This is a genomic window from Roseateles oligotrophus, assembly GCF_014204525.1.
In the GTDB taxonomy this organism is placed as follows: Bacteria; Pseudomonadota; Gammaproteobacteria; order Burkholderiales; family Burkholderiaceae_C; genus Paucibacter_A; species Paucibacter_A oligotrophus_A.
In genome coordinates, this window is the sequence record NZ_JACHLP010000003.1 from 501372 (window position 1) to 522531 (window position 21160).

Genomic DNA, 21160 nt, shown 5'->3' on the forward strand with positions numbered 1-21160 from the left:
GGCGGCTCAACAGCATTTGCGCGCAGCCGTCTTGCTGCTGGCGCTCACCAGGCTTTCGCTGCCGGGCGCGTGCAGCGCCAGATAGCTTTTCTCGGTGGCCGACACCGCCAAGACCATGGCCTGTTTCTCCAGCCCATGGTCGAGCTGGAACATGGCGATATAGACCGGCGCAAGCAGGCGCTGGACCTTGCGCTTGGGCAGGCTCAGATAGCCGAACTGCATGCCGGCCGGGCATTCGATCTTGAGCTCGCTCGCCGGCTTGCGGGTAGAGGCCACCATGCCGCTGGCCGAGTCCATCTGACCCAATTGCCCGGCCAAGTGCTGCACCAGGGCGCGGGCGGCGCGCTCGGGGTGTATGACCTTGGCGGACTCCAGGGCCTCGGGCGCCGGGCCCCGCATCAGCACCGACAAGGAATCAAAAGCCCCGCCCCCGGCCATCTGCAAGGCCAGCGAGGCCGGGCCCAAGACCGGGATGCCGTCCACATGGTGGCGGAAGGCAGCGATGGCCCGGCACAAGACCGGCTCCACCGCCTTGCCCTCGCGATCCTGGGCGCCCGCCTTGGTCTGCCACAGGCGCTCAAAGCTCAGGCTCTCGCCCCGGCCCAACTGCTCCTGCACACCCAGGCTCTTGAGCATGGCCTCGGCGCTCTCGGTCAGCTTGGCGGCAGGCTCCATTTCCTTGAACAAGGCCTCCATGGGCGCGCGCCCGCTGCTGAGCTTGAAGGCACCCGAGGCGTGATACATCAGGGCTTGCGCGCCCTGCGGCAGGCGCACCAGGGTGCGGTCCTCATAGTGGGTCCACTCGCCCCGGTCAAAGCTCTTCTCGCACACCTCGCCGCCCAGGCGCAGCCATTTGCGCAGGCGGCGCTGCAACTCGTCCACCGAGGGACGGCGCAACTCATAGATATTCATTTCGGCCGGCGGCTCTTGCTGCGAACTGGCCAGCGATTCCATCAACGATGCGTGGGTATCCATGGTTCAGCCCTCCGTCCACATAAAGAGAATGCAAGCCTGCCGGCTGGGCGACAAATCAGGATCGACATTGCCATGGCCCCATAGATGGTCGCGATTCAGATAACTGCGCCCCCACTGGATATTGCCGTTATTCCAGGTCGCCGAATCACCCACGCAAACAGTGATGGGGTGGTTATCCACCCACCAATCCGAAACCCCGTCATGCCAGGAATGGCAGACCGTGTGGCCGTGAATCAGATTGTCGCCAACGTCTTCACCGCATTCATCGGTGGTGATGCCGTCATACATATTGTTCCAGGCACCGCAATAGATATGCAGGCCGGCAAATATATTCCACAGCCCCGCTACATTGCCACGGTCCACCGTGTCGCAGGAATAGGCCATGATCCACTCGGCATTCCAATTCTCACCCAATTGCCAGCTGCCGGAATAAGTACGCCAGGCGGTCTGCTGGGCATCGAACAACATGCGGGCCTGGCCGTTTGATTCATGGCCGCCATGGGTTTCTATCCAGAAGATATCCACATTGTCGACATAATGCACATCGTCGCCACCGCGATCACTATCGCGGATATCGGTCTCCCAACAATCCGTGTTGGCCCAGTAGAAATTACGGGCATGCCCTGCGCTGCGCAATTTCGCGTCAAAACCATTGCAGCGGTTGAAGGTGTAGCTGAGGTCGCTCGCCGTGCTCACACCCGCTGCCCTGGCGTGATTGAAATAGCGAATGCCATCAATACCAAAACTGGCCATAAATCCTCCTTGCTGGTCGCACTGAAAAAACCGAGGAACTTGCCCAGCACCATGCTCACAAGCCCTTGTGAATACCTTAGCGGCAGCCCGACCGACACTCCATCGTCAAGTTTGCGGAGTCCGTGACTTCTAGGGGTAAGCTTGTTTCCCCCATGTTTTTTGCGAATTAGTCACCGGAATTAAGTAATTGAGTAGAGGTCCGCTCTCCAATACCCCGCCGAGCAGTTTGGCGATTCATCGGTCAATCGGACTGTCAAGGCCGGAACGTGGGAGGACTGGCCAGTCCTCGCTTGCTTAGCAAAGGCAAGCACCAGTGAGCGCACACCCACAAGCCGGCTGAAATCCGTGGGCTGAATGAGCTGAGCGGCAGCGAATGGTGGCAAATTTTCTTCAGAATGTTTGCGCACACTCTCTTTAAACTCTTTAAAAATATAGCAAGCTGCAGGCAGTAATCAGCCAGGCTTGCCCGCAGGCGATCACGCTGCAGCAGCGCAGAGCGGCAGAAGTCGGGCCGGTTCAGGCCCGGCCAAGGCCGAAGAAGAGCGCGGGGGATTCAGCTGCTGTGCTCATGGAATGGGCCTCGTCACCCCAATTCCAATGCTTTTCAGACCTGGGTTCAGATCAGGCATTCAAGGCCTCGACCGCCCCGTCCAAAACCCCCGTGCCGCCGCCGCTGCTGCTGGACTTCCGGGCCGCAGGCCAATCCAGCGGCCATCGTCCATGGTTTCATGGGTTTCAGTTCGGCGCCAATTCATCACTCAAACCAAAATTGCCGTGCGCCTTTCCCAAGGCATGGTGTTCAAGGCAATTTCACAAAGATTCATCGGCCGGTGCCGACATCCCGACCGACCCGGCCATCCAGCAATAAATCAGTCAGAAAAGAAAATGGCAGCTTTGGTGCTTTCTTCACGCTTCCAGATGCTGGCGCAAAAACGCATCCATCGCGCCACCCAAAGCAGGTATCCGCCAGTTGGTGGCAGCACGTGCATCGGTGGCATAACGATTGCCTAAATTGCTGACCATCGCAATCAGATAATGGCGCCGAGCCGGCGGAATCCCCAGCACCAGGCCGGCGTCGGCGCTGTAGTTCAGGGTATTGCCGGTTTTATGGCTGAATAGCAGCTCGGCTTGGCGATTTACCGCCAGTAAATCAGCTGGAAAATGCCTATCCCCCACCCGCGCCGAGCCATCACCATGGCGTAACCAACGCGCGGGCAAACGCGCCGGAATGCCGGCAACCCAGCCCGGCAGGCCCGCCAGAAGGCCACTCGATAAAACCTCGTGCAAACCTTGCTCGCGCAAGGCATGCAAAATCAAGCAGCGACTGGCATCACTCAGGCACGGCATATTGTTGATATTCAACCAAGGAGGTGCCGGTGCCTGTGGATCCAGCCACCAGAGCAGGCGCAAAGTATCCCAGGCCGTCATCTGAATCTGGCCCACGCCGGCGCCGGCCGCATTCCCCCAACCTCCGTCGGGCCGGGTATTGGCCAGGCGCAGGGTGGGCAAGCCCAGGTTTTCAAAGAAATCATGCAGCTCGTTGTGAAACTCCCGCCCGCCCTCGCGGCGGATGGCGCCCAGGGCGTGTAAATGCGCCACCAGCAGCGTGGTCGCCTCATTGCTGCTGAGGGCCGTCATATCAAAAGCCCAATCCGCCAGGGCACGGGCGGGTTGGCCCAGGCGGGCCTCCCAGTCCGTGCGGCCGGCATCCACCAGCAGGCCCAGGCCGACCAGAATCATCAGCTTGAGCAAAGAGGCCGGGTAAGGCGCGACAAAACGCGGCAGGGCGGGATCGGCAGGCCCCGCCAAAGGGCGCCAGGGGATGGCCGACCAGTCCGCGCCCGGCAGCCAGGCGATGGAATTGCCCTGCTCGTCCTGCACATCGGCCAGATAGCGGATATTGCGCACCGGCCCGGCCGACTCATCAATCTGCGCCACCAGGCCGCGCGGGTATTCGCGCGAGAACAGCACATTGGCAAACACCGGCGCCGCCCCGGCAGGAAAGGCCGCCACCGCCAGATCGATGCTGGGATGCTGGCCCAGCGGCGCGCCCCCCTGCAAGGCGTCGGGCGTGAGCTCAAAGCGCTGGGCCCGCAGGGCGTCCAGCATGGCTTGGGCCAAACTCAGGGGATTCAGGGCGGGCGTGTTGCTGCTATTGCTCATGGCTTTATTTCCGCAGCTCCAAGCCGTCCAGCGCGATCGGGCTGGCTCGGCCGGAAATCAGCTCGGCCAGGATATTGGCCGTGCCAAAGGAGAAGGTAAAGCCCAGGGCGCCATGGCCCACATTGAGCCAGAGATTGCGCAGCGGCGTGGCGCCCAGAATGGGGGCGCCGCTGGGCGTGGCCGGGCGCAGGCCGGCCCATTCGCTGGCTTGGGAGTAGTCGGCCGAGTTGGGGAAGGTGGCCTGCACATGGCGACGCAGAGAGGCGATGCGCGCCGGCGCGATGCGCGGGTCTTCGCCCACCAGATCGACCATGGCCGCCACCCGCATCTGCTCGCCGATGCGGGCGTACAGCACTTTTTTCTCGAAGTCGGTCACGCTGATCTCGGGTGGGCGGTGCTGGGCGGCGATGGGGGCCGTCAGGCTATAGCCCTTGAGCGGGTAGATGGGCAGGCGCAGGCCCGCGCTGCGACCCAGCTCGCGGCTGTGCAGGCCGGCGGCCAGCACGAACTCGTCGCCAGCGATCTCGCCCTGCGTGCTCAGCAAGGCCTGGACCCGACCGGCACCTTGCCGCAGGCCCAGCGCCTGAGCGTGGACAAAGCCGCGGAAATTGGCGTGCGAACGCAGGCGCTGGGCCAGGCTGACGCAGAGCAGATAACAATCCGCCACCGCCTCGCCGGCCGTGAAAATGCCACCGGCCAGATCGGCCTGGCTGTCGGCCAGCGCCGGCTCCAGGGCAACGCATTCCTCGTGCGACAGGGCATGCTCCACCCCGTCGGCTTGGGGCAGCAGGCGGGCCGCCACGCGGCGGAATTCGGCCGGCTTGCGGTAGACCACCAGCTTGCCCGGGCTGCGCAGATGGGCCAGCTCCAGCCCGGCGCTGTGCTGCAGCTGGGCGAAGGAGGCCTGGCTGTAGGCGCCCAGGGCCAGCAGACGCGCCGTCATCTGACGGTTCACCGGGCCGCGGCAGGCGCGCAAAAAGGCCATCAACCAGCCCCACTGATGGCGGCTGAACTCGGGTTTGAAACGCAGCGGGCCGTCGGCATCCAGCAACCACCGCAAGGCCTTGAGCGGCACGCCTTCATCGGCCAGGGGCGAGACGTAGCGGTAGCTGAGCTGCCCGCCGTTGGCATGACTGGCGCCCAGGCCCACGCCAACCTCACGCTCCACCAGACTGACGGCATGGCCGCGCTCCAGCAAGGCCCAGGCCGTGGCCAAACCCACCACGCCGCCGCCTATCACCACACAGTGCTTCATCGATCCCTCGGGCCGGCAGGCATTGTGCCCGGCCCCTTGTTTGTCCAGCGCCGAGGGTAAGGACGACGGGCACCGACGGCCAATGAAAGCGCACGCGGCGGCTATAACCTCGGCCTATGAGCCCGGAGCGTCCAGCCCCTGCACAAAGGCCAGCATCTCGGCCGCCAGCGGCGCGCTGGCCTGCGGCGCTTCGATGGCGCCCGCCAGCACATGCTGACCCGGGCTTTCGCTGTAATTCACCTCCACCAACTGCTTGGGGTGGCTGCCAAAACGGGCGTAGGCGGCGCGCACGGCCTTCACGTCGATGACGGTGTCGCGCGGCGAGTAGAGGATTTGCAGAGGCGCGCTGACGCTCTCCAGGCGGCTGGCGCGCACCTGGGCAACCAGGGCCATCATCGGAAACAGCGCCGTCGTCGGGTGGGGCGAGGTCCAGACCCGGGCACGCAACTCGTCCTGTGCCGGTGCGCCCATCAGGGGGCCATGGACCTTGCGCGCCAGCCAGCGGCCTATCGGCCAGTTCAGCAGCGCGGCAAAGGGGTCTTTGGGGCTGAAATTGGGCGAGACCATGATCCAGGCCGCGACGCCACGCCCGGCTTTTTTCTGCGCCGCCCAGGCGGCCAGGGTGGCGCCGGTGGACATGCCGATCACCAGCACCCGCTCGCCCAGCATGCGGCCCACGGCCAGGGCTTCCAGCGCGTCGGCCTTCCACTGCGAGAGCTTCATGCGCTCCATGGCCTCGCCCGGCCGGCCATGGCCGCTCAGGCGGGTGTAGAACAGATGGGCGCCCAGGCCCTGGGCCACCAGCTGGGGCACCGGGTCCAGCTCCTGGCGGGTGGCGGTAAAGCCGTGCAGATAGACCACGGCCCAGGGCGCGCGGCGCTTGTGGCCGTCCGGGCTGCTTTCGTCGCCCCAGACGATCAGCTTCTCGGCGCCCGGCCGCACATCACCCAGCCGCGCCTCCTGGGCGGCAAAGTAGTCATCCAGCTGCTCCAGTCGCTTGGGCAGCTGTTCGGCCAAGACGGCATGGCGGGACATGCCGGGCTTCAGCCAGTACCGGGTTTAAGCCAGCACCGCGGCCATGGCACTGGCCGTGGCCTCAACATTCTTGTTGTTGAGGCCGGCCACGCACATACGGCCCGAACGCACCAGATAGACGGCGAACTCGTCCTTCAAACGGTCCACCTGAGCGGCGCTCAGGCCGGTGTAGCTGAACATGCCGCGCTGGGTCAGGAAGTAGTCGAAATTGCGGCCCGGCAGCTTGGCGGCCAGCACCTCGTACAAGGCATTGCGCATGGCGTGGATGCGCTCGCGCATCTCGCTCACCTCGCCCTCCCACAGGCTGCGCAGTTCCGGGTCGCTGAGCACGCGGGCAACGATCTGGCCACCGTGCAGCGGCGGGTTGGAGTAGTTGCGGCGGATCAGGAACTTGAGCTGGCCCAGCACATTGACGGCTTGCGCAGCGTCGGGGCAGACCACGCTGAGCGCGCCGCAGCGCTCGCCGTACAAGCTCATGCTCTTGGAGAAGCTGTTGGCAACGAAGAAGGGCAGGCCGGCGTCGGCCATGGCGCGGATGGCGAAGGCGTCTTCCGCGATGCCCTCGCCATAGCCCTGGTAGGCCAGGTCCAGGAAGGGCAGCAGCTCGCGCGCCTTCAACACCGGGATCAGCTCGTCCCACTGCAGGGGCGTGAGGTCCACGCCGGTGGGGTTGTGGCAGCAGGCGTGCAGCAGCACCACGCTCCGGGGCGGCAGGGCGTCGATGGCGGCCAGCATGTCGGCGAAGCGCACGCCGCCGGTGGCGGGGTCGTAATAGGGATAGGTCTTGACCTCGATGCCTGAGCCTTCGAACACCGCGCGGTGGTTGTCCCAGGTTGGGTCGGAGACGTAGATGGCGCTGTCGGGGAAGTAGCGCTTGATGAAATCGGCGCCGACCTTGAGGCCGCCGCTGGAGCCCACGCTCTGTATGGTCACGGTGCGCTCGCGCACGGGACTAGCCTCGCCAAACAACAGGCCTTGCACGGCGCTGCGGAAATTGGCCGCGCCCTCCATGGGCAGATAGGGGCGGGCCCCGGCCTCGGCCACCACGGCCAGCTCGGCACGGCGCACCGAGTCCAGCATGGGGATGCGGCCGTCATCGTCGAAGTAGATGCCGATGGACAGATTGATCTTGCCCGCGCGTGGGTCTTTCTGGAAAGCCTCGTTCAGGCTCAGGATGGGATCACCGGCATAGGGTTCGACGTGACGGAACATGGGAGGACTCCAGGTACGAAAGGGTTTGAGGGATTATGCCGGTCGGCGCTGCAAGAGCATGGCGTCGCCATAGCTGAAGAAGCGGTATTGCTGGGCAATGGCGTGGCGGTACAAGGCCATGATGGGCGCATAACCCGCAAATGCGCTGACCAGCATCATCAAGGTGCTCTTGGGCAGGTGGAAGTTGGTGATCAGCACATCGACGACGCGGAACTCGAAGCCCGGGGTGATGAAGATGGCCGTCTCGCGCGCCCCCGCCTGCAGCTCGTCGCCAGGCAGCGAAGGGCCGCTCCCGAGCGCCTGCGCCCCCTCGGGGGGCAGCCGATGTACGCCATCGGCTTGGGGGTCAGGTCTTGCAGCACTCTCCAAGGCGCGCAAGGTGGTCGTGCCCACGGCGATCACGCGGCCGCCGCGGGCCCGGCAGGCGGCGATGGCGGCCACCGTCTCGGCCGGCACCTCGAACCACTCGCTGTGCATCTTGTGCTCGCTCAAGGCCTCCACCCGCACCGGCTGGAAGGTGCCGGCACCCACATGCAGGGTCACATGGGCCGTGCTGACGCCGCGTGCGGCCAGGCGCGCCAGCAAGGCCTCGTCGAAATGCAAGGCCGCCGTGGGCGCGGCCACGGCGCCGGGCTCCTTGGCGAACACGGTCTGGTAACGCCGCACATCATCGGCCTCGTCGGCATGCTCGATATAGGGCGGCAGCGGCACATGGCCATGCTGATCCAGCAGGGCAAAGGGGTCCGAGGGGAAACGCAGATGGAACATGCCCTCGTCCGGGCCGCAGCGGCCCAGCACCTCGGCATCGAAGGCATTGTTGAAGCGCAGCCAGCTGCCCGGCTTGGGCGATTTGCTGGCGCGCAGATGGGCCCAGACTTCGTTCGTGCCGGCGATCACTCGCTCGATCAGGCCTTCCACCGATCCGCCGGTGGCCTTCTGGCCGTACAGCCTGGCCTTGATGACGCGGGTGTTGTTGAAGATCAGCAGATCGCCGGGGGCAAGCAGCTCGGGCAGCTCGCGGAACACGCGGTCGACGGGCGCCTCGGCGCGGCCGTCCAGCAGGCGGGAGGCGCTGCGTTCGGCGGCGGGGTGCTGGGCGATCAGCGCTGGGGGGAGGTGGAAATCGAAGTCGCTGACCGTGTACTGAGTGCTTGCAGACATGATGGGTGTTGAGGGCCGGACAGACCCGTACCAAGAAAGGATGGGCATTTTCCCATGCCGTCTGCTGTTGATTCCGATCAAGGCCTCGCGGCCGCAGCGGTGCGAGCATGAAGCCAGCAAGACAGCATTTCAACCAGCCAGGAGAACCCATCCATGAGCAGCTTCCACGCCGTTGTTTGGCCAGGGCCTGTCACCCATTGAATTGCACTCACGTTGGTGCGGGATGGGCTGTAGGCCTAGGCGGCGAGCGCCGCTCGGGGCCACCCCCGAGCCAGCTCGCCAACAACGGCCTACGGTCCATACCGCGCCAACCCTTCGGGCGAGCCCCCGGAGCGGGCGCACTCTTCGTTGCAAATGCTCACCGGGGCCCAACCCCGGTTCCGCTTTGCGCCTCGATTGCGCCCGCTCCGGGGGCTCGCGTGAGCGCAATTCAATGGGTGACAGGCCCTAAATCACCAACAGGCCAAGGTCCTGCAGTTCGACGCCGAGCATGTGCAGACCGAGAGAATCAAGGCCCACAGCCACCACACCAAGCAGCGCGCCAGCGCCGTGCGCAGCGAGCATGAGTTCTTTGGCGAGGTGGTGGACGCGCTGAACGGCATCACCGAGGTGCTGGTGGTGGGCTCCAGCACGGCGCAGTCCGACTTCAAGCACTATGTCGAGAAGCACCGCGCGGCGGCGGCCAAGCAGATCGTGGCCTATGAGTCGGTGGACCACCCGACCGACAATCAGCTGATCGCCTTCGCGCGCAAATACTTCCTGAAGTTCGACCGCATGGCCGGCACGCCGATGCCGATGTGAGTTACTTCAAGGTCGAAATCAGACTCTTCAGCGCCGCCTGATACAGATCGGGCGACTCCCGGTGCAGGCCACTGTGCGAGCCCTCGGGGAACTCGACCCAGCGCACGCCGGGCGTGCCGGCCGCGTCGGCGGCCTTGTCGGCGGCGTCGCGCAGGCGCCGGCCCAGCAGCACCGGCACGGTCTTGTCGGCGCTGCCGTGCAGCATCAGGATGGGCGCATCCACCCGGCCTATCTTGCTGAGGGAATCGAACTCCAGGCTGGTCACGGCCGCGGCCATCCGGCCTATGGTGCCGGCCTCGCGCGCCACATCGGGCATGCGGGTGAAGGTGGACTCCAGGATCAGCGCCCCGTAGTCCTGGCCGCGACGCAGGCCGCTGGCCAGGGTCACGGCTGCCGAGCCCCCCATGGAATGGCCGAAGATCACCCGCTTGCGCGCATCGGGCTGGTGCTTGGCCAGCTCGGCAAACGCCGCCCGGCTGTCCGCCGTGATCGTGGCCTCGGAGGGGATGATGGGCTCGCTATCGCCCCAGCCGCGGTAGTCCACCGCCACGATGGCGAAGCCGGCCTCGCGCAAGGCGTCGATCTTGGGCAGGTTCTCGTAGAGATTGCGCAAGGTGCCGTGCAGATAGAGCAGGGTAGGCGCGGCCGGGTCGGCCTGGGGCAGATACCAGATGGCCAGGGCCTCGCTGCGGCCTTGTTGTTCGCCCGGCATTTGCAGGAGGTAGCGCTGATCACCCGGCCGCAGGCCGGCACCGTCCTGGGCAAAGGCCGCCGGCCGGCCGGGTGAGGGCCGCAGCACGGCCTCGCGCTCCTTGGCCCCCAACCAGGCGCAGCCGGACAAGGCCGCCAGGGCCAGGCTGAAGGCCAGCAAACCCGCGGCACGCAGCCGGCGCGGCCGAGTTCGATTGACGCAACAAGTCACAGGTCCGCTCCGATCAAATGTTCCGCCGTCATTTGCTGCGGCAATAATGCGCGCCATGAAAGTTCCTTTGTCCATGCCCTCTGGGGCATTTTCTTTGCCCAGCCCGTCCAAGACCCTGCTCGCCTGCGCCCTGCTCTGCGCACTGGCACCGGGCCTGGCCCACGCCGAGGATGATGCCAGCGAAACGCCCCGCTTCGGCGGTGCCTCGCACTGGCGCGTGCTGGCTTCGCCCTACACCCTGCACTTTCATCCCAGCCCGGAACACCGGCGCGTCTGGGCCATTGGTGCCGAGAAGCAGTGGGACGAGAGCAACTGGCTGGCCGGCGGCTCTTTTTTCAGCAACTCCTTTGGCCAGCCCAGCGGCTACCTCTATGTGGGCAAGCGCTATCCCGGCGTGTTCGGCTACGCCCCCCAGAATGTCTTCGCCCAATGGTCGGCCGGCCTGCTCTACGGCTACCGCGGCGAGTTCAAGGACAAGGTGCCCTTCAACTACAAGGGCTTCTCGCCCGGCGCCCTGATCTCGCTGGGCTGGGAGTTCTCGCCCAAGAACTCGGTCACCCTTCACGCCCTGGGTGATGCGGGCCTGATGCTGCAGTTCTCGCACGAGTTGCGCTGAGCCCGGCCCTCCAGGCCCGAGAGCCTGGCCAGCCACGGCAGAATGGCGCCAATGTCTGACGCCCCTGCCTCCGCCGCCGCCAAAGCCCCGGCCAAATCCCTGCCGCAAAAAGCCATGGAGAAGCTGGGCCTGCTGCGCGATATCGACTTCGCCCTGCACCTGCCCCTGCGCTACGAGGACGAAACCCGCGTCACGCCCATCGCCGATGCGCATGAGGGCGAGCATGTGCAGTGCGAAGGCGAGGTCACGGAATGCCGAGTCGACCAGCGCGGCCGGCGGGTGCTGATCGTGCGCCTGCAGGATGACTCCGACGAAGTCCTGCTGCGCTTCATCCATTTCTACCCCTCGCATCAAAAGACCTTGGCCGTTGGCAAGCGCGTGCGGGTGCGGGGCGAGATACGCCACGGCTTTTTCGGCCGCGAGATGGTGCACCCGCAATTCAAGGCGGTGCAGGAGGACACGCCGCTGGCCGCCTCGCTCACGCCCGTCTACCCGGCCAGCGCCAGCCTGCCGCAAGCCTATTTGCGCAAGGCCGTGGCGGCCGGGCTCAAGCGGGCCGATCTGCGCGAACTGCTGCCGCCCGGCGTGGTGCCCGCCAAGCTGCCCTCGCTGCGCGATGCCCTCAACTATCTGCACCACCCGCCGCCACAAGCCCAGCTGAGCACGCTGGAGGACCACAGCCACCCGGCCTGGCAGCGCCTCAAGTTCGAGGAGCTGCTGGCTCAGCAGCTGAGCCAGATCCAGGCCCAGCGCGAACGCGCCCTGCTGCACGCCCCGGCCCTGCGCGCCAAAGCCGGCGGCCTGGTGGAGCGCCTGCTGGCTGCCCTGCCATTTGCACTGACCGAGGCGCAGCAGCGCGTCAGCGAAGAGATCGCCCAGGATCTGGCCCACGGGCAACCGATGCACCGCCTCTTGCAAGGCGATGTGGGCTCGGGCAAGACCGTAGTCGCCGCGCTGGCCGCGGCCGTGGCCATCGATGCCGGCTGGCAATGCGCGCTGATGGCGCCCACCGAAATCCTGGCCGAGCAGCACTTCAAGAAGCTGGTGGGCTGGCTGGAGCCGCTGGGCCTCAAGATCGCCTGGCTGACCGGCAGCGTCAAGGGCAAGGCCCGGCAGAAGATGCTGGACGCCGCCGCCGACGGCTCGGCCCAGCTGGTCATAGGCACGCATGCGGTGATCGAAGACAAGGTCAAGTTCGCCCAGCTGGGCCTGGCCATCATCGACGAGCAGCACCGCTTCGGCGTGGCCCAGCGCCTGGCCTTGCGCAAAAAGCTCGCGAGCCAAAAGCTGGAGCCGCATCTGCTGATGATGAGCGCCACGCCCATTCCGCGCACCTTGGCGATGACATATTTCGCCGATCTGGCGGTCAGCACGATTGACGAGTTACCCCCCGGCCGCAGCCCCGTGTCTACCCGGGTGTTCGCCGATGCCAAGCGCTGGAATGTGATCGAGAAGATCCAGGAAGAGGTGGCGCGCGGCGCCCAGGTCTACTGGGTCTGCCCGCTGATCGAAGAGAGCGAGGCCATGGACCTCAGCAATGCCACCGAGACCCATGCCGAGCTGAGCGCCGCACTGGCCGGCTTCAGCGTCGGCCTGCTGCACGGCCGCATGGCGCCGGCCGAGAAGGCCGCCGTGATGGCCCAGTTCAGTGGCGGTGAGATGAAGCTGCTGGTCGCCACCACGGTGATCGAGGTCGGCGTGGACGTGCCCAATGCCAGCCTGATGGTGATCGAGCATGCCGAGCGCTTCGGCCTCAGCCAGCTGCACCAGCTGCGCGGCCGCGTGGGGCGCGGCGCCAAGGCCAGCGTCTGCGTGCTGCTCTACACCGGGCCGCTGTCCCAGACCGGCAAGGACCGCCTGCGCGCCATGGCCGAGACGAACGACGGCTTCGAGATCGCCCGCCGCGATCTGGACATCCGCGGCCCCGGCGAATTCATGGGCTCACGCCAGAGCGGCGCCGAGCTGCTGCGCTTTGCCGATCTGCAGGAAGACTCAGCGCTGCTGCAAGCCGCCCGCCACCTGGCGCCGCTGCTGCTGGATCAGCACCCGGAGGCAGCGCACAGGCAGGTGGCGCGCTGGCTGGGGGCGAAGGCGGAGTTTTTGAAGGCTTGAAGAACAGCGTCAGGCCGTTTCACCCAAGACCTTTTCGATAAACCCGGCCTTGGCCGCCCGATAGCCCTGCTCACCCAGCGGGGCAGACGCCATCTTGAGCCGGTTATAGGCCGCCAGCAATGGCGGGCTGGCGCGCAGCCGGTCGCGGAAGGTCAAAAACAAGCCCATGAACTCCGAGCCTTCGGCCACCACTTGCAAGGCATGGTCCTGGCCCGGCTCCTGCCACTCCAGCATGCACAGGGCCGGGGTGCGCAAGGTGCCCCTCTTCTCCTGGTAGCCCTGCGCGGACAGCCGCGCAACGCAAGCCTCCAACGCCTCGGCCGCGACGATCAGAGCAATATCCAGATCGCCTTTGGAGTGGGCGCCAGGGATGGCAGAGGAGCCGATATGCTCGACGCGGGCTTGCGGAAACCAGCCCTGCAGCCGATCAGCCAGGCCGGCGAAGCGGCGCTCCATCTCGGCCTGGTAAGACTGGGGCGGCAATATCTGCACCGGGCAAGACCCCTCAGTCTGCCCCAATCACCCCACAAGCCATGCGCGCCCCGCCCCCGCCCAAAGGCATGGGGTGATCGGCATGGTTGTCGCCGCCGGCATGGACCATCAGGCTGCGGCCCTTGATGTCGGCAAGCTTGAGGCGAGGGGCCAGCACGGCATAACTGGCGTTGCCAGCGGAGTCGACCACCAAGCCAGGTAGATCGCCCAGATGGCCATCGCCCCAGGCCGTGCCATGCTTTTTACTGCCCTTGGGGTCGTAATGGCCACCAGCGGCCAGACCGGCCACCGCTTGGCCGTCTTTGGGCAGCGCGGCGCAACTGCCCAGCTCATGCACATGGAAACCATGGACGCCGGGCGGCAGGCCGTGCAGATCGGGCGTGAAGACGAGGCCATGGGCCGTTTCGCTGATGCTGACCGTGCCCAGGGCCTTGACGGGGCCTGCGGCGTCAATCGCAGCCAGGCGGACCACCAGCGGGGCGGCAGAAGCTTGAGCAAGCACCGGGCTGGGCGCGGTTTGCAGCTCGGCGCAGGCGCTCAAGGCCAGCACCGCAAGAAGCGTGAACGAAGCATTTTTCATCGTGAGCACCTGGGAGTTCGAGTGAAAGAAGGACGCCGCGGCAATCTAACACCAGAACGCACTTTGCCGAAGGCGAATCCTCATCCGAACCAGGGAGGCCCTAAGCCTCCAGCAACCTCGCCATCAACGCCCCCTCGAAGCGCTTATCCAGCGGCATGCTCACCACCACGCCGTTGCCGGCGGCTTCGCTGACCGGCTCGCCCAATTTGCCGCGCAACTGCGTCACCTCGACGAGCACATTGCCGCTGGGGTGGATGATCTCCAGCCGGTCGCCGACTTCAAAACGGTTCTTGACCTCGATATCGGCCCAACCTTGGGCATCGATGCGGCCCACCTCGCCGACGTACTGGCTGCGCCTGGCCTTGGAATGGCCGTCCAGATAGTTCTGCGTGTCCTGGCTGCGGTGGCGCTGGTAGAAGCCGCTGGTGTAGCCGCGATTGGACAGGCCGTCCAGCTCGGCCAGCAGGGCGGGATCGAAGGCGCGGCCGGCCACGGCGTCGTCGATGGCGCGGCGGTAGACCTGGGCGGCGCGGGAGACGTAGTAGCGGCTCTTGGTGCGGCCCTCGATCTTGAGCGAGTCCACGCCGATTTCCACCAGGCGCTGCACATGCTCGACGGCGCGCAGGTCCTTGGAATTCATGATGTAGGTGCCATGCTCGTCTTCCAGGATGGGCATCAGCTCGCCGGGGCGCTGCGACTCCTCGATCAGATAGACCTGATCGGCCGCCGGGTGGCGGGCCGTGGCGCCGGCGGCGGCAAAGCTCTGCTCGGCTAACTCGCTAGCCTTGCGGAAGTCGAAATTGATCTGCTGCGCCTGGCCAGCCTCGTCCTCGAAGGCGTCGCCTAGCTTGTAATCCCAACGGCAGGCATTGGTGCAGGTGCCCTGGTTGGCATCGCGGTGGTTGAAATAGCCCGACAAGAGGCAACGGCCCGAGTAGGCGATGCACAGCGCGCCGTGGACGAAGACCTCCAGCTCGATGTCCGGGCATTCCTGGCGGATCTGCGCCACCTCGTCCAGGCTCAGCTCGCGCGAGAGGATGATGCGCTTGAGCCCCAGCTTCTGCCAGAACTTGACCCCGGCGTAGTTGACCGTGTTGGCCTGTACCGAGAGGTGCACCGGCAGCTCGGGCCAGCGCTCGCGCACCATCATGATGAGGCCGGGGTCGGCCATGATGAGGGCGTCGGGCGCCATCTCCACCACCGGCGCCATATCGGCCAGATAGTTCTTCAGCTTGCCGTTGTGGGGCAGGATATTGCTGGCCACCAGGAACTTCTTGCCGCGCGCGTGGGCCTCGGCAATGCCGGTGCGCAGATTCTCCAGCTTGAAATCGTTGTTGCGCGCCCGCAGGGAGTAACGCGGTTGGCCCGCGTACACCGCATCGGCGCCGAAGTCGAAGGCCGCACGCATGCGCGCCAGGTCCCCGGCAGGCAAAAGAAGTTCGGGCACGCGCAAGGCGCTGGCTGCGTGGGAGCTGCTGAGGGGCTGGTTCATGAAGGTGGCAGGCGGGAAAGGACCAATCGGCTAGGCTAGCGCCAACAAGCCCGCCCGCCCTTGCTACAGATCAAGAGTCGCGCTGGGCAGCAGCCCCAGATCTTCGTGGCTGACGATCAGCCAGAGGCGGTCGCTGGCCTGGGTGACCGCCCGCATCAAGCCGCGCAGATAGTCCACCGATGCCGCGTCCAGCGCATTGAGCGGCTCGTCCAGCAGGAGCAAGGGCGTTTGCAGGGCCAGGGCCGCGGCCAGCGCGGCCTTGTGCTGGGTGCCGGTGGAGAGCTGGCTCAGTGGCTGAGCCAGAAAGGGCTCCAGCCCAAAGCCCTGGACATGCGCCTGCCACTGCTCGGCATTGGCACGCGGGTAAAGACCGGCCAGAAAGGCAAAGCGCTCGGCCGGGCTCAGGTGCTCGAAGGCGGGTGGCTCGGCACCCACCCAGGCGAGCTGGCGGCGGTAGTCCAGGGGCTGCTTGAGCAGATCAAAACCCTGCAACTGTACGATGCCGTACTGCGGCGCCAAGGCGCCGGCCAGTAGCTTGAGCCGGGTGGACTTGCCCGTGCCATTGGCGCCGCGCAGCCAGCACAGGCCGGCGGCGAAGTCATGCGTCCACAGATCGACCACGCGGCGCGAGCCGGGGTAGGCAAAGCTCAGCGCCTCGCAGCGCAAAAGGAAGGGGGAGGAGGTCATATCAGTCAAAGCAAGGTTTCGCTGGCAAGAGCCACCCAAACGCCCCAAATCAGAAGCCAGCGCCCGGCCCTCAACTCGGCCGTGCCGCCTGAGCAGGCGACGCCCAGCAGCGGAGCCACCAGACCAGACAAGAGGAAAAGGGGCGCGGCGCGCGGTGACAAGGCCCAGGGGCCGGCCAACAGCGTCAACAACAAGGCCAGCCAAGCGACAAAAGCCGGCAGCAAGGCCAGGCCTTGCAGGCGCCAGGCCCAGGCAGCCTCGGCCAGGGGCAGGCCGAGGCTGGCCCTGCGCAGGGGCTCAAAGCAGGACAGGGCCAGGCCGTTCAGCCGGGCGCAAAAACCCATCACCAGCAGCGTGTACAAGGCCAGGGCCCAGGAGGCCTGCAAGGGCCAAGCCCAGGCCAGGCCCAGGCTGGCCAAGGCCGCCAGCACGGCCTGGATCTGGGCCGCCAGCACAGGTTTTGCGGGCCCACGCCGCAAAGGCAGCCAGATCAGGGCCCGCCAGATGCCGAGAGGTGAACTCTTGCCCGCCCCTGGACTTTTGAACACCGTAAGCTGGCCCGCCGCGGGCCGCAGCGGGCCACGCCGATGGGCTCGCATCAGCAGCAAGCCGAATGCGCTGGAGACGAGCAAGGAAAGGCCCAAACCCAGGCCGGCGCCCCACCACAGCCCACGCATCCAGGCCGGGCTGTCGAGCCGCCAGGCCAGGAAGGAAGCCAGATTGAGCAATATCCAGGGTGCCTGAGCCAGCAGCAGCACGGCCAGGTCGGCACGGCGGCGTTGCGCCCGGGTCAGGGGCAAGGCCGCCTCGGCCTGCAGCCAGCGTCTGGGCAGCATCTGCTCGCGCAAAGCCCAGCACAGCAGGATTGCAGGTAGGGCGTGGGCCAGCAGCGCCAGCCCAGCGGCAAGACCCGGCCCCTGCTCCAGGGCCCAGAACAAGGGCAGGGCCGGCCAGCCGATCAAGGTGCTGAAGAACTGGCCCAACAAGGCCGCCACCACGACGACAAAACCCCACCAACGTCGCAGCAGGGCCCGCAGTTCGGTGGCGCTGCCACGCAAGCGCATGTGCAGCAGGGATAGGGGTGGTCGAACATAAGGCCGATATTGCGAGCCGTGCATCAAGAAAATTGGACTGTGCTTTTGAACTACGCCTGAGTGCCAGTCCTCTCGACCCTTGAGTCATGACAGCGCTCAGGCGGATCCCATTGTCATGCAGTAGTCTCCCCCAAAAGACGGGAGGGATAGACCTAAAAGCAGGCACTCGCAGCTCGGCTAAATTCCAGCTCCGACAAAGTCGTCAAAGCGGAGTGAGGAGCGTATGAAGATCAGCAGCGTCCAAGCGGGGGTTTGTCTAAGCCTTGTCTACAGCGGTCTGTTGACTGCTTGCGGAGGTGGCAGCGGCTCAAATGCGGCACCGCCCCCATCGCCGGTTAGCACGGCCTCGGCGACCGACGATGCCTACACCCTGGACTGGAACGCCGCCAAGCGCCTGGGCGTGCAGGAAAACGACAAGAGCAGCGGTGGCTCAGCCAGCATCAGCATTCTTGAAGCTCCCAAGAGCGGCACGGCCAGTGTTGATGGCGCAAGCGTGCTCTACACGCCCAACAACGGCTTCTTCGGCGCGGACAGCCTGAAATACCGCCTCACTGCGGGGGGAGTCAGCAGCGACGCCACCGTCAAGCTCAGTGTTGAGGCCAGCCTCGTCATCAAAGGCGTGGTGAGTGATGGATCGAGCGCCTATGCCAGGGTCGTGGCCACCCTGGGCAGCAAGAGCATCAGCACCGACGCCGATTCACAAGGCGCCTACAGCCTACCGCTCAAGTCCGCAGACCCTACGGAGTTCTTGAGCCTGAAAGCCACCGCCTTGGGCGTGCAGAACCAGACGGTGCTGAGCAGTCTGGCCGGCGAACTTGGCAATTTGAGCAAACGATCAAAGGCTGGCCTGCTGACGGACAGCCAGGCCCCGGCCTTGCGGCTCTCCTCTCTGAGCACGGCCCAAACCGCCTTGCTGGCACGCCGTGGCCCCCTGCCCAGCACCGACAAGATGCTGGTCGAGCAGGTACAGAAAATCGGCGGCAGCGAATTGCTGGACGGCGCCAGTGCGATCAGGATGGTGATCGACAAGGGCTACAGCTTGCCCAGCGGCGCCCAGTCCACCCTGGATCTGCTGCAAGCCAATAGCAAGTTCATGGACATCATCGGTGCCCAACGCAACATCAACCCGGCCTTGTTTGACCAGATGCGAGCCAACTTGAGCCAAGATGCGGGCCTGAAGAACCCGCCGCCGGTTCCCGACTCGTCTCCCCGCACCTTGGTCTATACCCAGGGCCAGGGTCCTGGCGCTGCCACGGCCTTTCAATTCACGCTCCAGGCCGATGGCAGTGTGCAAATCCTGGGTGACTTCGCAGCAGCCGGCAAATGGAAACTGGACGGTAGCAATCTGGAGGTCACGCTGGACAGCCCGAACGTCAGCTCCGCGCTCAGCTACGACCGCGACGCCAAAGGTCAGCAATGGCAAATCGATACCGTGGTGACGGGCTTTCGTCTGGCGGACTGGGGCGCCGCCACGGGCTTGACGAGCGCCGCAATGTTGGCACGGCTGGGCTACACCCTGGAGCAGGGCGGCAGCAAGGCCGGCCTGCGACAGAAGCTCGATGACTCGGCGTTCATCTGGAGACGCTATGAACTTGGTTCGGCCAACCATTTCAGCGCTGCAGATTTCGAACCCGGCACCGCCTGGGTCGGGCCCTATATCAGCCATCCCAGCGACCCCTACAAGACACCGCAAGACATCATCAAATTCATGGGCAGCAACACGGCCACCATCGAGCGCAGCCAGCAAGCCATCAACTGGCTGCTGGTGGATGGCGCCCTGGAGCTGAATTTGCCCGACTCCAACTACCGCTATCGCCGCCTGGGGACTGGCCCCTTGGGGGAGGAGCGCTGGTTGATGGAACAACGAGTCGCAGGCAAGTCTTTGGCGCTGAAAGAAATCATGGCCGTCAAGTCCAGTCTGGTCAGCATTTCTTTTGACCAGCTGTTGCGCCCGTGGGTCGGCAATCTTGTTGCCCCGATTGGGGATGCCATCATCTACGAGCTGCGAGCTGATGGCAGCGCATCCATCTCGGTGCAATCCACCCAGGACCGGCAGTCCACGCCTAACTTCAACCGCACTTGGCGTCTGCTTGCGGGCAACAAGATCGAAATAAGGCGCGGCCGAAAAAACACAATCGGAAATTGCGATGCTTTTGCCGAAGATCCGAACAACCCAAACCCTGCATGCCAAACAGTTCAGCGCCGCATTTTTCAACTTGTAGGTCAGCAGGCTGGCAGTTACTTTGTTCTGGAAGAAGGCCCCTATTCAGGGAGCCCCGTCGTCATACCTGCGGAAGCGGATCGGACATTCCGCCTGATGGCCATCACCGATCCCAGCAGCATCAAGTAAGGCCCTGACAGCTGCACCTCATTTCAGCCTCTGCACCCAATAGATCAACACCTCTTGCTGCGGCTGAATATCGGTGTCACCGTAACGGTAAGTCGGCACGGCATTGATGGCTTCCACCGTGGCCATGCCGGAGATGACTCGGCCGAAGACGGTGTAGCCGGGTTTGGCGGGCGCGGTGGAGGTGGCGGGCGCGTAGTCCAGGCCCGGGTTGTCGCGCACATTGATGAAGAACTGGTTGGTGGCGCTATTGGGGTCGCTACGCCGCGCCATCGCCAAGGTGCCGGGCAGATTGGCCAGGCCGTTATTGGCCTCGGACACGATGGGGCCGTAGGTTGGGCGGCGCTCCACCATGCCGCTGGTGTAGCCGCCGCCCTGAATCACGAAGTCGCGGTCCACGCGGTGGAACAAGGTATTGCTGTAAGCGCCATCGGCCACATAGCGTAGAAAGTTATTCACCGTGACCGGTGCGTAAGGCGTGTACAGCTCGAAGACGATCTCGCCGCTGCTGGTCAGCATGCACACCGTCGAGTAGGCGCTCTGGGCCGACTTGGCCAGGCCCTCCACGCTGCAGCTGAGGGTGTTGGGCCGGGGATTGGGGTTAGCGACCGGGGCCGGCGGGTAGGGCGGATGGCCCTCGTCATACGCCGCGCCGCCGCCGCAGGCGGTCAGGAAGACGGCGAGGGCGGCGGCCGCGGCCGCGCGCAAAAAAGTGGGGCGCATGGTGCTGAGTCCTTTTTCTCGTCCCTGGAGGTCTCAGCGCAACGACCGGCAAGCCTGCGGCGTTGACTCGGGACAAAAGTCTTACCGCCTGTTACGCACCCGGCCATGAGCGGCCAGCGAACGATTGGCGGACGCAGCTCGGGATCTGACATGAATTGCGCGCAAAATCCGCGGCTCCCAAGCCAGTTCAAACGCTGGCTCTTTCTCTTATCAACGCGAGCCACAGGGCCCGAGAAACTCATGAAAAAGATGATGATGATCCAGTCAAGCTTCCGCGCATCGGCCATCGCCTTGGCCCTGATTGGCACTTTGGGCCTGAGCGCGTGCGGCGGTGGCGGTGGGAGCTCAACTCCCGCCGACACCTCGGGCTCCGCCGCCGTGAGCACCCTGAAGATCACCGACAGCACCGTGGGCACCGGACCCGTGGCGGCGAATGGCCAAAACGTCTCCGTGCATTACACCGGCTGGCTCTATGACGTGAAGGCCACGGATCAGCGCGGCAGCAAGTTCGACAGCTCGGTGGACCGCGGCACGCCCTTCAGCTTCAAGCTGGGCGCCGGCGAGGTGATCGCCGGCTGGGACCAGGGCGTGGCCGGCATGAAGGTGGGCGGCAAACGCACCCTGCTGATTCCCGCAAGCCTGGCCTACGGCAGCTCGGGTCGCGGCAGCATCCCGCCCAACGCGGCGCTGGTGTTTGACATCCAGTTGCTGGAAGTCAAGTAAGAGCGGCTAACAAAACT

At 65.3% G+C, this 21160-nt stretch carries 20 protein-coding genes; 6 read left to right on the forward strand and 14 right to left on the reverse strand.

The window, feature by feature from the left end:
• Positions 1-6 precede the first annotated feature (6 nt).
• Together HNP55_RS09920 and HNP55_RS09925 are read right to left on the reverse strand one after the other, a co-directional pair.
• Positions 7-975 (reverse strand): hypothetical protein, encoded by a 969-nt coding sequence (locus tag HNP55_RS09920; protein ID WP_184298746.1) that lies wholly within the window; start codon positions 973-975, stop codon positions 7-9.
• A gap of 3 nt (positions 976-978) precedes the next feature.
• Complete coding sequence (locus tag HNP55_RS09925; protein WP_184298748.1) at positions 979-1728, reverse strand: DUF6345 domain-containing protein; 750 nt, start codon at positions 1726-1728, stop codon at positions 979-981.
• A gap of 568 nt (positions 1729-2296) precedes the next feature.
• Here HNP55_RS09925 and HNP55_RS09930 point away from each other — a divergent pair.
• Positions 2297-2596 carry a hypothetical protein gene (locus HNP55_RS09930; protein WP_184298750.1) on the forward strand — a complete coding sequence of 100 codons (300 nt, stop codon included), beginning with the start codon at positions 2297-2299 and terminating at the stop codon, positions 2594-2596.
• Between the two features lie 38 nt (positions 2597-2634).
• On the opposite strand, the gene HNP55_RS09935 is transcribed toward HNP55_RS09930, so the two are convergent.
• From HNP55_RS09935 to queA, 5 genes are all read right to left on the reverse strand, one after another.
• Positions 2635-3891, reverse strand: a complete 1257-nt coding sequence (locus HNP55_RS09935; protein WP_184298752.1) for a hypothetical protein — start codon at positions 3889-3891, stop codon at positions 2635-2637.
• Positions 3892-3895: 4 nt separating this feature from the next.
• A complete protein-coding gene (locus tag HNP55_RS09940) occupies positions 3896-5146 on the reverse strand; it encodes a D-amino acid dehydrogenase (protein WP_184298754.1) in 1251 nt (416 codons plus the stop codon).
• Between the two features lie 114 nt (positions 5147-5260).
• Positions 5261-6181 (reverse strand): alpha/beta hydrolase, encoded by a 921-nt coding sequence (locus HNP55_RS09945; protein WP_184298756.1) that lies wholly within the window; start codon positions 6179-6181, stop codon positions 5261-5263.
• A gap of 24 nt (positions 6182-6205) precedes the next feature.
• Positions 6206-7393: an aromatic amino acid transaminase gene (locus tag HNP55_RS09950; RefSeq protein ID WP_184298759.1), complete on the reverse strand. Its 1188-nt coding sequence runs from the start codon at positions 7391-7393 to the stop codon at positions 6206-6208.
• 33 nt (positions 7394-7426) lie between these two features.
• Positions 7427-8554 (reverse strand): tRNA preQ1(34) S-adenosylmethionine ribosyltransferase-isomerase QueA, encoded by a 1128-nt coding sequence (queA, locus tag HNP55_RS09955; protein ID WP_184298761.1) that lies wholly within the window; start codon positions 8552-8554, stop codon positions 7427-7429.
• 492 nt (positions 8555-9046) lie between these two features.
• Here queA and HNP55_RS09960 point away from each other — a divergent pair, with 492 nt between their 5' ends.
• Complete coding sequence (locus HNP55_RS09960; protein WP_348648685.1) at positions 9047-9355, forward strand: hypothetical protein; 309 nt, start codon at positions 9047-9049, stop codon at positions 9353-9355.
• 1 nt (position 9356) lies between these two features.
• Here the strand turns inward: HNP55_RS09960 and HNP55_RS09965 are convergent, their stop codons facing one another.
• A complete protein-coding gene (locus HNP55_RS09965) occupies positions 9357-10277 on the reverse strand; it encodes an alpha/beta fold hydrolase (protein WP_184298763.1) in 921 nt (306 codons plus the stop codon).
• 55 nt (positions 10278-10332) lie between these two features.
• On the opposite strand from HNP55_RS09965, the gene HNP55_RS09970 reads away from it, so the two are divergent.
• Positions 10333-10893, forward strand: coding sequence for a hypothetical protein (locus tag HNP55_RS09970; protein ID WP_184298765.1), 561 nt, complete (start codon positions 10333-10335; stop codon positions 10891-10893).
• A gap of 51 nt (positions 10894-10944) precedes the next feature.
• A complete protein-coding gene (recG, locus tag HNP55_RS09975) occupies positions 10945-13005 on the forward strand; it encodes an ATP-dependent DNA helicase RecG (protein WP_184298767.1) in 2061 nt (686 codons plus the stop codon).
• A gap of 9 nt (positions 13006-13014) precedes the next feature.
• Here recG and HNP55_RS09980 read toward each other — a convergent pair whose 3' ends face one another.
• From HNP55_RS09980 to HNP55_RS10000, 5 genes are all read right to left on the reverse strand, one after another.
• Positions 13015-13488: a GrpB family protein gene (locus HNP55_RS09980; RefSeq protein WP_184298769.1), complete on the reverse strand. Its 474-nt coding sequence runs from the start codon at positions 13486-13488 to the stop codon at positions 13015-13017.
• A gap of 22 nt (positions 13489-13510) precedes the next feature.
• Positions 13511-14077, reverse strand: a complete 567-nt coding sequence (gene sodC / locus HNP55_RS09985; RefSeq protein ID WP_184298771.1) for a superoxide dismutase family protein — start codon at positions 14075-14077, stop codon at positions 13511-13513.
• Between the two features lie 100 nt (positions 14078-14177).
• A complete protein-coding gene (gene yegQ, locus HNP55_RS09990; protein WP_184298773.1) occupies positions 14178-15569 on the reverse strand; it encodes a tRNA 5-hydroxyuridine modification protein YegQ in 1392 nt (463 codons plus the stop codon).
• Positions 15570-15632: 63 nt separating this feature from the next.
• On the reverse strand, positions 15633-16256 hold the full coding sequence (locus HNP55_RS09995; protein WP_184298775.1) for an ATP-binding cassette domain-containing protein: 624 nt from the start codon (positions 16254-16256) through the stop codon (positions 15633-15635).
• 5 nt (positions 16257-16261) lie between these two features.
• Positions 16262-17320, reverse strand: coding sequence for a hypothetical protein (locus HNP55_RS10000; RefSeq protein WP_184298777.1), 1059 nt, complete (start codon positions 17318-17320; stop codon positions 16262-16264).
• Positions 17321-17573: 253 nt separating this feature from the next.
• On the opposite strand from HNP55_RS10000, the gene HNP55_RS10005 reads away from it, so the two are divergent.
• Positions 17574-19700, forward strand: a complete 2127-nt coding sequence (locus HNP55_RS10005; RefSeq protein WP_184298779.1) for an Ig-like domain-containing protein — start codon at positions 17574-17576, stop codon at positions 19698-19700.
• A gap of 18 nt (positions 19701-19718) precedes the next feature.
• Here the strand turns inward: HNP55_RS10005 and HNP55_RS10010 are convergent, their stop codons facing one another.
• On the reverse strand, positions 19719-20420 hold the full coding sequence (locus tag HNP55_RS10010) for a peptidylprolyl isomerase (protein WP_184298781.1): 702 nt from the start codon (positions 20418-20420) through the stop codon (positions 19719-19721).
• Between the two features lie 252 nt (positions 20421-20672).
• On the opposite strand from HNP55_RS10010, the gene HNP55_RS10015 reads away from it, so the two are divergent.
• Complete coding sequence (locus HNP55_RS10015) at positions 20673-21143, forward strand: FKBP-type peptidyl-prolyl cis-trans isomerase (RefSeq protein ID WP_348648686.1); 471 nt, start codon at positions 20673-20675, stop codon at positions 21141-21143.
• Positions 21144-21160 lie beyond the last annotated feature (17 nt).